The 12,406-nt window shown below is 72.2% G+C and carries 11 protein-coding genes; 6 read left to right on the top strand and 5 right to left on the bottom strand.

Annotation, left to right across the window (positions count from 1 at the left end; genetic code table 11):
• Nucleotides 1-34 precede the first annotated feature (34 nt).
• Nucleotides 35-958, bottom strand: coding sequence for an oxidoreductase (locus ACWEJX_RS05985; protein WP_451606305.1), 924 nt, complete (start codon nucleotides 956-958; stop codon nucleotides 35-37).
• 79 nt (nucleotides 959-1,037) lie between these two features.
• Between ACWEJX_RS05985 and ACWEJX_RS05980 the strand changes: the two genes are divergently transcribed.
• Nucleotides 1,038-1,631 carry a TetR/AcrR family transcriptional regulator gene (locus tag ACWEJX_RS05980; protein ID WP_451606304.1) on the top strand — a complete coding sequence of 198 codons (594 nt, stop codon included), beginning with the start codon at nucleotides 1,038-1,040 and terminating at the stop codon, nucleotides 1,629-1,631.
• Between the two features lie 460 nt (nucleotides 1,632-2,091).
• Here ACWEJX_RS05980 and ACWEJX_RS05975 read toward each other — a convergent pair whose 3' ends face one another.
• Together ACWEJX_RS05975 and ACWEJX_RS05970 are read right to left on the bottom strand one after the other, a co-directional pair.
• Nucleotides 2,092-4,713 carry a valine--tRNA ligase gene (locus ACWEJX_RS05975; protein WP_451606303.1) on the bottom strand — a complete coding sequence of 874 codons (2,622 nt, stop codon included), beginning with the start codon at nucleotides 4,711-4,713 and terminating at the stop codon, nucleotides 2,092-2,094.
• A gap of 97 nt (nucleotides 4,714-4,810) precedes the next feature.
• Nucleotides 4,811-5,422 carry a hypothetical protein gene (locus ACWEJX_RS05970; protein WP_451606302.1) on the bottom strand — a complete coding sequence of 204 codons (612 nt, stop codon included), beginning with the start codon at nucleotides 5,420-5,422 and terminating at the stop codon, nucleotides 4,811-4,813.
• Nucleotides 5,423-5,568: 146 nt separating this feature from the next.
• Here ACWEJX_RS05970 and ACWEJX_RS05965 point away from each other — a divergent pair, with 146 nt between their 5' ends.
• Together ACWEJX_RS05965 and ACWEJX_RS05960 are read left to right on the top strand one after the other, a co-directional pair.
• Nucleotides 5,569-6,615, top strand: coding sequence for a serine hydrolase domain-containing protein (locus ACWEJX_RS05965; protein WP_451606301.1), 1,047 nt, complete (start codon nucleotides 5,569-5,571; stop codon nucleotides 6,613-6,615).
• Nucleotides 6,616-6,685: 70 nt separating this feature from the next.
• Complete coding sequence (locus ACWEJX_RS05960) at nucleotides 6,686-7,513, top strand: hypothetical protein (RefSeq protein WP_451606300.1); 828 nt, start codon at nucleotides 6,686-6,688, stop codon at nucleotides 7,511-7,513.
• On the opposite strand, the gene ACWEJX_RS05955 is transcribed toward ACWEJX_RS05960, so the two are convergent.
• Nucleotides 7,483-8,184 carry a TetR/AcrR family transcriptional regulator gene (locus tag ACWEJX_RS05955; RefSeq protein ID WP_451606299.1) on the bottom strand — a complete coding sequence of 234 codons (702 nt, stop codon included), beginning with the start codon at nucleotides 8,182-8,184 and terminating at the stop codon, nucleotides 7,483-7,485. The two genes, ACWEJX_RS05960 and ACWEJX_RS05955, sit on opposite strands and share 31 nt — an antisense overlap.
• A 127-nt stretch (nucleotides 8,185-8,311) precedes the next feature.
• Between ACWEJX_RS05955 and ACWEJX_RS05950 the strand changes: the two genes are divergently transcribed.
• Entirely contained in the window at nucleotides 8,312-8,944 is a 633-nt protein-coding gene (locus ACWEJX_RS05950; RefSeq protein ID WP_451606298.1) for an NADPH-dependent FMN reductase, read from the top strand.
• Nucleotides 8,945-8,957: 13 nt separating this feature from the next.
• Nucleotides 8,958-10,376: a DHA2 family efflux MFS transporter permease subunit gene (locus ACWEJX_RS05945; protein ID WP_451606297.1), complete on the top strand. Its 1,419-nt coding sequence runs from the start codon at nucleotides 8,958-8,960 to the stop codon at nucleotides 10,374-10,376.
• Between the two features lie 202 nt (nucleotides 10,377-10,578).
• Here the strand turns inward: ACWEJX_RS05945 and ACWEJX_RS05940 are convergent, their stop codons facing one another.
• The gene (locus tag ACWEJX_RS05940; RefSeq protein ID WP_451606296.1) at nucleotides 10,579-11,373 is read right to left on the bottom strand and encodes an alpha/beta fold hydrolase; all 795 of its coding nucleotides are present in this window, start codon (nucleotides 11,371-11,373) and stop codon (nucleotides 10,579-10,581) included.
• Between the two features lie 161 nt (nucleotides 11,374-11,534).
• Here ACWEJX_RS05940 and ACWEJX_RS05935 point away from each other — a divergent pair, with 161 nt between their 5' ends.
• A complete protein-coding gene (locus ACWEJX_RS05935; RefSeq protein ID WP_451606295.1) occupies nucleotides 11,535-12,401 on the top strand; it encodes a helix-turn-helix transcriptional regulator in 867 nt (288 codons plus the stop codon).
• Nucleotides 12,402-12,406 lie beyond the last annotated feature (5 nt).

Here is a 12,406-nt window from a genome sequence, read left to right as displayed (position 1 = left end):
GCCACCTCGCGAATTCAACCGAGCTCCCGGAGGCTCAGGACTGAACCGCCGCGGTCAACTCCGGGAAGGTGACGCCGGTCAGCTCTTCGGAGACGGTCCACAGGCGGCGGGCTGTGGCCGGGTCGCTGGCCGCCGCCGAGCGGCCGGCCAGGGCGGGGGTGCCGCGCATCTCGAACATGCCGTCGGGACCGACGAAGCTGCCGCCGGGCAGGTCCTGGACGGCCGCGTAGAGGGAGTTGAGCGCGCCCGCCTGGCCGTCCTGGGCAATGAACTTGTTGCCCAGGCGGAAGAAGAGGCGCCGCAGGGTGCTGGCGTCGTTGCCCTGGAGGTTGGTGGCGGCCCAGCCGGGGTGGGCCGCCAGCGCGCGGACGGGCGAGCCGGCTGCGGCGAGCCGTCGCTGGAGCTCCAGGGTGAACAGCAGCATCGCCAGCTTGGACTGGCTGTAGGCGGTCATCGGGTCGTACTCGCCGGTCAGGTCAAGGTTGTCGAAACGGATGCGGGGGCTGCCCGGGGACTTGTGCGCGGTCGACGACAGGGACACCACGCGGTCCGTGATGTGTGGCAGCAGCAGGTTGGTCAGGGCGAAGTGCCCCAGGTAGTTGGTGCCGAACTGCGTCTCGAAGCCGTCCTTGGTGCGGCCCTCGGGGACGTTCATGACTCCGGCGCTGTTGATGAGCAGGTCCAGGTCGCCGTGCCAGCCGTCGGCGAACTCGCGCACGGAGGAGAGGTCGGCCAGGTCGAGCCGACGGACCTCGACGCTGCCGTTCACAGCCTGGGCTGCGGCTTCGCCGCGCTTGGTGTCCCGTACGGCGAGGACGACGTGGGCGCCCGCGGCGGCCAGGGCCGTGGCGGTGGCGAGTCCGAGGCCGCTGTTGGCGCCGGTCACGACGGCCGTGCGGCCGGTCTGGTCGGGGATGTCGGTGGTGTTCCAGGGCTGGGTGTGCGTGTTCTTTGCCATGACCCCAATGTATGCACTGACTACAATGTAGGCAACATTAACAATGTGGGCGTCGCTCACACCCAGCTAGGCTGGGAGCATGACGAACCGCCCCTACCACCACGGAGACCTCCCCGCCGCGCTACTCGCACGGGCCGAGCAGACGTTGCGCGAGAAGGGATCGGGCGCCCTGTCCCTGCGGGAGCTGGCCCGCGAGATCGGGGTGAGCCCCGCCGCACCGAGTCGCCACTTCAGGTCCAAGCAGGCGCTGCTGGACGCCCTGGCACTGACCGGGTTCGAGCGACTCGCCGAGGCCATCGAAGCCTCGCAGGAAGGCGCTGGTGAGGCGTTCACCGAACGGTTGGACGCTGCGGCCCGCGCCTACGTGGGCTTCGCCACGGCCAACGCCGCACTGCTCGACCTGATGTTCTCGGTCAAGCACAGCCCGGAGGCATCGGAGGCGGTGGGCGCGACCGCCCACCGGTGGTCCGAGCAACTCCTGGAGCTGATCGGCGACGGACAACGCCGGGGCGAAGTGCGCGAGGGGCAGCTGGAACGTGTTGCGCTACCGGTCTTCGCGGCGCTGCACGGCTACGTCGGCCTGACGGTGAGCGGCGTACTGCCGACGGAGGTGGCCGAGCACGGCCTGGACGACCTGATCGCGTCCATCCTGCGCGGCTGCGCGCCGCAGTAGAGCCGCGCAGGATGATCAGAGGGGTCAACTTCCAAGGAAGGCGGAGGGTCACTTCTCAAAGACTGGCGACATCCTGGGAGTCCGAGGCCGCCGTCATCGCCGGCCAACTGTGGTCGCTGCGGCGCGAGCACGGCCCGGTGGCGGTCGAGGACGACCTCACCCAGCTCGATGGGGCCGGGCTGATCTGCCGCTACGAGGGAGGGGACGGCAAGCGGTACCTGCACATCGTCACCTTCGCCAAGCAGAAGATCAACCGCCCGAGCGGGGTCCGCAATCCGCCGTGCCCGCACCACGACCATCCTGACCCAGCGGGGTATCGGCCCCGACGCCACCGCGCAGGAGCCGCCGCCGGAGCCCGTCACCGCGCTGGAGCCGGCCGACGCCCGCATCCCCACCCGCTACCGGCGCGGCCTGACCGACCACCCCCACGTCACCGCCTGGGTGGACATGTTCTGGGCGCCTACTGCTGCGGCAGCTTGTCCAGCTGGGTCTGGATGCGGGCGATGTCCTCGTGCGCCTTGGCGAGCCGGCTCTTGATCTTGTCGACGACGTTGTCCGGGGCCTTGGCCAGGAAGGCCTCGTTGCCCAGCTTGCCCTCGGCCTGCGCCTTCTCCTTCTCGGCGGCGGCCAGGTCCTTGGCGAGCCGCTTGCGCTCGGCGGCCACGTCGATCGTGCCCGACAGGTCGAGCGAGACCGTCGCACCGGCGACCGGCAGGGAGGCGGTGGCGGCGAAGCCCTCGCCCTCCGGCTGGAGGCGCAGCAGCTGGCGGATGGCGGCCTCGTGCGGGACGAGCCCGGTGCCGTCCAGCTCCAGGCGGGCCGGGACCTTCTGGCCGGGCTGGAGGCCCTGGTCGGAGCGGAAGCGGCGGACCTCGGTGACGACCCGCTGCACCAGCTCGATCTCCGCCTCGGCGGCCTCGTCGCGGAAGCCGGAGTCCTTCGGCCAGTCGGCGATGACGACCGACTCACGGCCCGTCAGCGTGGTCCACAGGGTGTCCGTGACGAACGGGACGATCGGGTGCAGCAGGCGGAGGGTGACGTCGAGGACCTCGCCCAGGACGCGTGCCGAGACCTTGGCCTGCTCGCCGCCCGCGAAGAACGTCGTCTTCGACAGCTCGACGTACCAGTCGAAGACCTCGTCCCACGCGAAGTGGTAGAGGAAGTCGGCGAGCTTGGCGAACTGGAAGTCGTCGTAGTAGGCGTCCGCCTCGGCGACGACCTTGTTCAGGCGGGACAGGATCCAGCGGTCGGTCGCGGACATCGCGGAGGCGTCCGGCAGCGGGCCCTCGACCGTGGCGCCGTTCATCATCGCGAAGCGGGTCGCGTTCCAGATCTTGTTGCAGAAGTTCCGGGACGCCTGGACCCAGTCCTCGCCGATCGGCACGTCGACGCCCGGGTTGGCGCCCTTGGCAAGGGTGAAGCGCAGGGCGTCGGAGCCGTACTTGTCCATCCAGTCCAGCGGGTTGACCGTGTTCCCGAACGACTTCGACATCTTCTTGCCGAACTCGTCGCGGACCATGCCGTGGAACGCGATCGTGCGGAACGGCGGCTGGCCGTCCATCGCGTACAGGCCGAACATCATCATCCGGGCGACCCAGAAGAACATCAGGTCGTACCCGGTGACCAGCACGGAGTTCGGGTAGAACTTCTCCAGATCAGGCGTCTGCTCCGGCCAGCCCATCGTCGAGAACGGCCACAGGCCGGACGAGAACCACGTGTCGAGAACGTCGGTGTCCTGCGTCCAGCCCTCACCCGTCGGCGGCTCCTCGTCGGGACCGACGCAGAGCAGCTCTCCGTTCGGGCCGTGCCAGACCGGGATGCGGTGCCCCCACCACAGCTGACGCGAGATGCACCAGTCGTTGAGGTTGTCGACCCAGTCGAAGTAGCGCTGCGACATGTCGGCCGGATGGATGTCGACCCGACCGTCACGGACCGCGTCGCCGGCGGCCTTGGCGAGGCTCTCGACCTTGACCCACCACTGCAGGGACAGACGCGGCTCCAGCGTCGTCTTGCAGCGCGAGCAGTGGCCGACGGAGTGGACGTACGGACGCTTCTCGGCGACGATCCGGCCCTCGGCGCGCAGGGCGGCGACGATCGCGGAGCGCGCCTCGAAGCGGTCCAGGCCCTGGAAGGGGCCGTGCGTGGTGATCACGCCACGCTCGTCGAGGACCTCGATGGACTCCAGGCCGTGGCGCTGGCCGATCGCGAAGTCGTTCGGGTCGTGCGCCGGGGTCACCTTGACGGCGCCGGTGCCGAACTCCGGGTCGACGTGGGTGTCCGCGACGACCGGGATCGTACGGTCGGTCAGCGGCAGCTTGATCTGCTTGCCGATCAGGTGGGCGTAGCGCTCGTCGTCGGGGTGGACGGCGACGGCGGTGTCGCCGAGCATCGTCTCGGCACGGGTCGTGGCGACGACGATGGTGTCGTCTCCCTCGCCGTACTGCATGGAGACGAGCTCACCGTCGTCGTCCTGGTAGTCGACCTCGATGTCGGAGATGGCCGTCAGACAGCGCGGGCACCAGTTGATGATGCGCTCGGCACGGTAGATCAGGCCGTCGTCGAACATCTTCTTGAAGACGGTCTGGACGGCCCGGGAAAGCCCCTCGTCCATGGTGAAGCGGTCCCGGCTCCAGGCCAGGCCCGCGCCGAGGCGTCGCATCTGGCCGACGATCTGCCCGCCGGACTCGGCCTTCCACTCCCAGACGCGCTCGACGAACGCCTCGCGGCCCAGGTCGTGACGGGACTTGCCCTCCTTGGCCAGCTCGCGCTCGACGACGTTCTGGGTGGCGATGCCGGCGTGGTCCATGCCGGGCTGCCACAGCGACTCGTAACCCTGCATCCGCTTGCGGCGGGTGAGGGCGTCGATCAACGTGTGCTCGAAGGCGTGGCCCAGGTGGAGCGAGCCGGTGACGTTCGGCGGCGGGATGACGATGGTGTACGGCGGCTTCTCGCTCTTCGCGTCCACCTCGAAGTAACCGCGCTCTACCCAGCGCTCGTACAGCGGCCCCTCTACCTCCGCCGGCGTGTACTGGGTCGGCAATTCGGTGGTGGCTGCTGTCTGCTGCTGAGTGTTGTCGGTCACGCCGGCCATTCTAGGGGGCGTGCCCCAGCCGCTCTCCCTTGGCTTTTGCCGGCCGCACCGAGGCCGATGCCCTCCTCGACCGCCTCCGGTCCGGGTCTCACCGCCGGACGGGGAACGCCTGGTCGAGGGGCGGCACCAGGAGCTTGCCCGACTCCATGGCCCTCCGGACGTCGTCGATGGTCACATAGCGCCCCTGCTGGATGACGGGAGAGATCATTTCGACGGTGCCGACCTCGGAGAGGAAGAAGACCGTCCACGAGTACGAGCGCCGCCCCTCCGCTTCCCTCGTGCGTGTGATCCGCACGGTGTCGGGAGTCGTGGCCCGGCTTCCGGGAAGCTCCTGCCCGACCGTCTCGACCGCCGTGACCTCGAAGACGCGACCACCGCCACCAGGGGTGTACATGATCAAAAGCCGTGGCCTGGCCAGGCTCAGGTGGTTGCTGGTCACCGGGCACATGTAGACGCCGTGGTCTCGCAGCTCGGCGTAGGCCGGCTCGTTACCCGGAACGACGACAGCGTGGTCGTGCAGCGCACGGAACCAGTCCAGGGCCACGGACTTCTCCCAGATGGGCCTGCCCTGGTGCCGGTGGGTCGGCTCGGCCAGGAGGCCGCGGTCGGCCATCTTCGCGACGCTCTTCGGCTCCCGCCTGGCGAGCCCACCGAAATCGGCCCGGTTCAAGATCTCTGGCAGCTCGGGGCGTACGGGCATGTGGCCGTTCCTGTTCAGGCGTGCTCGGACTGGGACTTCCGCAGGAGCCCGGCCTGCACGTTATGCATGCCCATACGCCCCCCGAGAGGAACGGCAGACGCGCGTACGAGGGGTGACGGCCACGTCGCCGCGGGTACACAGGTGATGTGAACACGACGCTCGGCCCAGACCGTATCGCCCGCATCGGACGGCTCCTCCAGGACGGCGTGCGCGACCGGGTGTACCCGGGGGCCGTCTGGGCGGTCGGCGACGCCTCCGGGGGGACGGCGGGCGGGGCGGTCGGGCGCCTCGCGCCGGACGGTGGGCCCACCGTCCTCCGCACGCTGTTCGACCTGGCCAGTCTCACCAAGGTGATCGCCGTGTGGCCGGTGGTCGGGACGCTCGTCGAGGCGGGAAAACTGCAGCTGGAGGCTCCGCTCGGGGGCTTCTGGCCGGAAGTGGCCGGGTATCCGCTCGGGGACGTCACCGCGTTGCAGCTGCTGACGCACACCGCGGGGCTGCCGTTGCGGGCCAATCTCCGGGCGCTGTACGGGACGGATCCGCAGGACGTGCGGGACGGGGTGCTGCGGGAGGTGCTGCGGCGGCGGGCCGGGGAGGCGGTGGAGTACACCGACCGGGCGGCGCTGGTGCTCGGGTATCTGGCGGAGTTCCTGACCGGGCGGCCGCTCAGGGAGCTGGCGGAGGTACGGGTGTGGGGGCCGCTCGGGATGGCGGAGACCCGGTACGGGCCGCTGCCCGCAGCGGCGGCCGCGCGCTGCGCGCCGACGGAGTACGACGAGGAGTCCGGGCGCCATCTCCAGGGCACCGTGCACGACTTCTCGACACGGCTGCTCGGCGGTGCGTGCGGGATCGCGGGGACGTTCTCGACGGCGGGGGATCTCGGGCGGTTCCTGCGGCAGGTGCTCGATCCGGTGCGGCCGCCGTTCGGGGCGGAGTGGGCGGCGGACTCGCTGCGGGCCCGTACCGGCGGGCTCTCTCCGGTACGCGGACTGTTCTGGCATCCGGCGCCCGGCACGGCGGTACGGGACGACGTGTGGGTGCACTACGGCTTCACCGGGACCGGGATGTGGGTCAGCCCGAGCCGTGGCCGCTGGGCGGTGCTGCTCACCAACAAGCTGTACTTCACGCGCGACACCGGCCCGGTGACGGCGGTGCGCGACGCGTTCCGCCAGGCGGTGTTTCCGGCCGGGTGAGCCTGGTGACCGAAGGGGGCCGGGATCGTTGCACGCCGTAAACGATCAGGCAGGCGAGCGAGGAGTGCGAGTGACGACGTTGCGGGAGGACACGGAGCTGGTCCTGGGCGATGCCGAGTCCGTGCAGCGGGCCGCCCGGGAGCTGGCCGAGGGGCGCGCGGTGGTGCACGGCTTCGCCAACTTCTACGCGCTGACCGCACGGCCCGACCGCGAGGCGGTCGCCCGGGTGAACCGGCTGACGGGGCGCCCGGACGGGCAGGCCGGCAGCGTCACCACCGTCCCGGCCGGCATCCCGGGCCTGTTCGACTGGACCCGGCTGCCGGCCGACCTGCCGCGGCGGCAGGTGCGGTCGCTGATGGAGGAGCTGTTCGAGCTGGGCCCGTTCGGTTTCCGGGGGCCCGCCGCCGACCGGATCCCCGGGCACCTCACGGACGGCCGGGACGGCGTGCGGACCGTGCGGGTCGTCGCGCCCGGGCGGCACTGCGCCTCGAACGCCTTCCTCGCCGCCGCCCAGGAGCGGACCGGCACGGACCTCCTCTTCGTCACCTCCGCCAACCGCTCGCACGAGCTGCCCCATTGGCGCGGCGAGGGCGCCGTGGGCGACTTCGGTCACGAGCCGGGCGTACGGGTCCTGGTGCACCCGGACGACGGGGCGGCCCGGCTGCGGTACCCGTACCACGCGCCGGTGTCGGTGAGCGTGGTGTCGTTCCACCGTTCGGCGGGGTACGGGCGGGGCGGGCTGCCGGCGCTGACGCTGGAGCGGGCGGGGTCGCTGTCGGCCGAGCACGTCCGGTCGGTGGCCGCGAACCACGGCTTCGCGCTCGTCCCGGCCGAGCGGGCCGCCGGGCCCCAGCCGCAGGCCCGTACCTACCCGGCTTCGGTGCCTTCGGCCCGGTAGGCGCGCAGGAAGGCCGCCACGCCGCCCCTGAGCAGGCGGTCCGTCACGTCCTCCGGCAGCGGCAGGACGCCGTAGTGGGAGGTCTGGAGGACCAGCCCCGAGGTGAGCACCGTGAAGTGCACGCCCGCGAGCTCGGGGTCGCCGTGCAGGTCGAGCAGGCCGCCGTCGGCGAGCGTGGCCAGCGCGGCCGCGAAGGCGGCGGCGACCGAGGCGGGCCCGGCCTCCCGCCAGGCGGCGAGCACCTCGGCGGGGACGTGGTCGGCCTCGGCGTGGATGTGCCGGACCAGGGCGAAGTGGTCCGGGTAGTCGCTGATCAGGTCGGCGAAGGCGCGGGCGACGGCGACGAGATCGCGTTCGAGGGTGTCGGGGTGGGGCAGCCGCTCCGGGTTCAGCAGGGTGTGGATCCTGCCCAGTTGGGCGTCCCGCACCTCGTTGGCCGTCCAGGTGATGACGGTCTGGAACAGCTGGGCCTTGCCACCCGGGAAGTGGTTGTAGAGCGTGCGCGTCGAGACGCCGGCCGCGGCGGCGAGCGAGTCGACGGAGGCGCGCGCGTAGCCCTCGCGGCCGAAGACCCGGCAGGCCTGGCGGACGATCGCGATCTGTTTCTCCAGCTTGCGGGGCGGAACCTCGCGCCGGGCCCGTTCGATCCAGGCGTCGTTGCTGCTGCTCATATCGGCACCTTACCCCCGTACGGCCAGCCAGGTACAACGGGCGTTGCACTTTTTACAACGAGCGTTGTACCTTCTTGGTGTGCCGGACGCAGCGGGCGTCCCGGCCGCTCCTGGAGGGGAAACAGCCATGTCCACGACCGCCGTTGAGAACCGTGAGAACGCCATCGACGCCCACGCCCCGCTGCGCGTCGCCGTCCTCGTCGGCAGCGTCCGCGAGGGCCGGCAGGGCCGCGCCGTCGCCGACTGGTTCCTGGGCGTCGCCCAGCGGCACGGCGGCATGGAGTTCGACGTGATCGACCTCGCCGAGGTCGACCTGCCACTCGCCATGCCCGGCTGGGGCGGCACGCCCGGCGCGCAGGCCACCGCCGCGCTCGCCCAGGTCACGCCGAAGCTGGCCGCCGCCGACGCCTTCGTGGTCGTCACGCCCGAGTACAACCACAGCTTCCCCGCGGCCCTGAAGAACCTCATCGACTGGCACAACCCGCAGTGGCAGGCCAAGCCGGTCGGCTTCGTCTCCTACGGCGGGCTCAGCGGCGGTGTCCGCGCGGTCGAGCAGCTGCGCACGGTCTTCGCCGAGCTGCACGCCACCACCGTGCGCGACCAGGTCAGCCTGCACGGCCCGTGGAACGGGCTCGGCGAGGACGGCACCCCGCTCGACGGGACGATCGCCGAGGGCGCGGCCAAGGGCATGCTGGGCCAGCTCACCTGGTGGGGCCGGGCCCTGCGTACCGCCCGCGCCGAGCGCCCGTACCAGGCGTGAGGAGGCACGCACCATGAGCACCACCCAGCTCGGCGCGCGCCGCGCCTCCGAGGACGGCACGGCCGGGACCCCGCTCCGCCTCGTCCTCACCGTCACCGTCATCGGTTCCGTCATGTCCGTCCTCGACATGACCATCGTCAACGTCGCGCTGCGCAGCCTCTCGACGGCCTTTCACGCGCCGCTGACCACCATCCAGTGGACCGCCACCGCCTACACCCTCGCGCTCGCCGCCGTCATCCCGGCCGCCGCCTGGGCGATGGGCCGGATCGGCGCCAAGCGCACGTACCTCACCGCGCTCACCCTCTTCACCCTCGGCTCGCTGCTCGCCGCCTGCGCCTGGGACGCGGGCAGCCTGATCGCCTTCCGGGCGGTGCAGGGGCTCGGCGGCGGACTGCTGATGCCGGTCGGCATGGCGATGACCATGCGCGCCGCCGACCCGGCGCGGCTCGGCAAGGCGATGGCCGTGGGCGGACTGCCCATCCTGGTCGGCCCGGTGATCGGCCCCACGCTCGGCGGCTGGCTCGTCGACGCCGCCTCCTGGCACTGGATCTTCCTGGTCAACCTGCCCATCGGCGCGGCCGCCCTCTTCCTCGCGGCCCGGCTGCTGCGCCCCGACGCGCCGCGCGCCGGCGCCCGGGCGCCGCGCCTTGACGTCCCCGGTCTGCTGATGCTCTCCCCCGGTCTCGCCGTGCTGCTCTACGGGCTCGCGCGCGGCGGCGAGGCCGGCGACTTCACGGCCCTCGGGGCGTGGCTGCCCACGACCGCCGGCGTGCTGCTCGTCGCGGCCTTCGTCCGGCGCGCCCTGACGGCCCGTGCGCCGCTGCTCGACCTGCGGCTGCTGCGCGACCGCACCTTCGCCACGGCGATCGGCACCCTGGCCCTGTTCACCTGCGGCTACTTCGGCTCGATGCTGCTCGCCCCGCTCTACTGGCAGGGGGTACGCGGCTTCAGCGCGAGCTCGGCCGGCCAGCTGTCCATTCCGGTCGGCCTGACGGTCGGGCTGGCCATGCAGCTCGCGGCCCGGCGCATCGACCACGTCGCGCCCCGGCGCATGATCCCGGCGGGCGTCGCGCTCGCGGCGCTCGGCATGGCGCTGAGCGCGGTGCAGACCGGCCGGGACGGGGCGCCGGTCTGGCAGGTGGTCGGCTCGGCGATGGTGATGGGCGCCGGCGCGGGCATGGTCCTGATGCCGACGATGACCATCGCGAGCCGCGGCCTGCCGAAGGACCGGCTCGCCGCCGCCAGTACGGCCCTGAGCATCAACTCGCAGGTGGGCGCGTCGGTCGGCACCGCCCTGTGCTCGGTGGTGCTCGGCTCGACGGGCATCGACCCGGCCGGCTTCCGGACCACGTACGCGGTGGCGGCGACGCTGCTCGCCCTGGCCCTCGTACCGGCCCTGTTCCTGCCGGGCAGGTCACGGGCGGGCCGCTGACCTGGCCCTCGTACCGGCCTGCTCCTGCCGGGCAGGTCACGGGCGGGCCGCTGACCTGGCGCTCCTGCCGGCCAGGTCCCCGCAACAGGCGGGGACCCGGCCGTCGTCGCCTGCGGGCGGCCGCGGGACCGCCGCGTCAGCGCGTTCCGCTTCGGGGGAATGTCCGGCCGAGCCGAAGGCGGCCGCCGGAAGGCCTCGCGGCTCAGGAACCGAGTATCGCGCGGATCCGTGCCGCGGTTCCGCGCGGGTGGAAGACGTAGCCGTTGTGGCCGCCGGGAAACATCTCCAGGTGCGCCCCCAGTTCCCCGGCGAGCATCGCGGCGCACGTGTAAGGCCAGAGGTGGGCCGAGTTCTCGCTCGCGGCGGGCACGACGCGGGCGGGCGAGGACCTGAGCGCGGCCACGTCGAGGGCGTTGGCCCTGATGGACGGCATGTCGTGGGTGAGGAGAGCCTCCGCGTTCCGCAGGTGGTCGGGGTTCGGAGCGCGTGCCGGGACATCCGGCTCGCAGTCGTCCGGATCGATGTCGAGGTCGGCCGCGAACCTGCGCATCGCGGCGGCCGGGCCCGCCGCCTCGAAGGTCTCCTCGACGGTGAGCAGTTGCCGCAGGGCGAGGGCGCGCCCGGCTTCCGGAAGCAGGTGCGCGGCGGGCGGCTCGTGCGCGATGACCGCCTCGACCTGCTCGGGGTGCCGGACGGTCAGCTCCAGCGAGATCAGCCCGCCGATGCTGGTGCCGTAGACGAGTGCGGGTTCCGCCGTGAGGGCGGCGAGCAGGTGGGAGATGTCGTCGGCGTGCGTGGCGAGCGTCGTCGCGGGGGCGTCGGTGGTGCTCCCGGACAGGCCGCGCCGGTCGTAGGTGAGGACGGTGTACCGGTCGGCGAGGTGGCGGGCGAGCGGTTCGTTCGCGTCGGCACCGTGGTGGCCGCCGGCCACGAGCAGGAGCAACGGGCCCTCGCCGCGGACGACGTAGCGCAGTCGCGCGCCCGGCACTTCCAGCATGGATTCCCTCATGGTGCGACCACCGATCCTCTCGTCGGACAGGCCCTGGACGGGCCCTGTGTCGATCGTGCGGCCTCCGCCGGCACCGCGGGAGCGGAGCGCTTTCCCTAGGATCGGCGGTCCCAGGATCCCCCTTCACGACGTCGGTAGGCTCGGCGGACATGACACCGAACCGTCCCGACCTCGCCGACTTCCTGCGCCGGTCCCGGGAGCGGCTGACGCCGCGCGACGTCGGGCTCGTCGAAGGGCCGAGGAGGCGGACGCCGGGCCTGCGTCGCGAGGAGGTCGCGATGCTCGCCGGGATGTCGGCCGACTACTACATGCGGCTCGAACAGGCCCGCGGCTCCCAGCCCTCGGTGCAGGTGCTCGCCGCGCTGACGGGCGCGCTGCGGCTGAGCGAGGACGAGCGGGACCACCTGTATCTGCTCGCCGGGCACCGCCCGCCGGAGGACGCGCGGGCCGGGGAGTACCTGCGGCCGGGCCTGCGCTTCCTCCTCGACCGGCTGGACGGCGTGCCCGTACAGGTGGTGAGCGATCTGGGCGACCTGCTGGCGCAGAACGACCTGGCGCTCGCGCTGTTCGGGTGCGTGTGCACGGTCGCCGAGGAGGACCGCAACATCGTGCTGAGCTGGTTCACCGACCCGGGCGTCCGCGGTCACTTCGCGGTCGAGGAACACGAGGAGCAGGCCCGGCAGTTGGTCGCCGACCTGCGGGCCGCCACGACCCGCCGTGGCGACGACGCGGCGTCCCGCTCGCTCGTGACGCGGCTCCGGACCGCGAGCCCGGAGTTCGCGGCGCTGTGGGACCGGCACGAGGTCGCGGTGCGCAGGTCGCACCCGTACCGGCTCGTCCATCCCGACCTGGGCAGGATCGACCTGGACTGCGAGGTGCTCGCGACACCCGCGGCGGACCAGCGCCTGCGGATCTTCACCCCGCCGCCCGGTGGCACGACCGTGCTCGACGAGCTGCGGGCGCTCGGCCCGCGGCACCGGCACGACACCCGCACGGCGGGCGTGACCGCACCGTAGCTCCC

The sequence above is a fragment of the Streptomyces sp. NPDC004788 genome, from assembly GCF_053601115.1.
This window is presented reverse-complemented; position numbering and strand designations above follow the sequence as displayed.

Excerpts from the sequence above, each read along its gene's own strand:
- ACWEJX_RS05955 (WP_451606299.1), bottom strand. The coding sequence starts at position 8,184 with ATGAGCAGCAGCAACGACGCCTGGATCGAACGGGCCCGGCGCGAGGTT.
- ACWEJX_RS05940 (WP_451606296.1), bottom strand. The coding sequence starts at position 11,373 with ATGCTGGAAGTGCCGGGCGCGCGACTGCGCTACGTCGTCCGCGGCGAG.
- ACWEJX_RS05935 (WP_451606295.1), top strand. The coding sequence starts at position 11,535 with ATGACACCGAACCGTCCCGACCTCGCCGACTTCCTGCGCCGGTCCCGG.
- ACWEJX_RS05945 (WP_451606297.1), top strand. The coding sequence starts at position 8,958 with ATGAGCACCACCCAGCTCGGCGCGCGCCGCGCCTCCGAGGACGGCACG.
- ACWEJX_RS05950 (WP_451606298.1), top strand. The coding sequence starts at position 8,312 with ATGTCCACGACCGCCGTTGAGAACCGTGAGAACGCCATCGACGCCCAC.
- ACWEJX_RS05985 (WP_451606305.1), bottom strand. The coding sequence starts at position 958 with ATGGCAAAGAACACGCACACCCAGCCCTGGAACACCACCGACATCCCC.
- ACWEJX_RS05980 (WP_451606304.1), top strand. The coding sequence starts at position 1,038 with ATGACGAACCGCCCCTACCACCACGGAGACCTCCCCGCCGCGCTACTC.
- ACWEJX_RS05970 (WP_451606302.1), bottom strand. The coding sequence starts at position 5,422 with ATGCCCGTACGCCCCGAGCTGCCAGAGATCTTGAACCGGGCCGATTTC.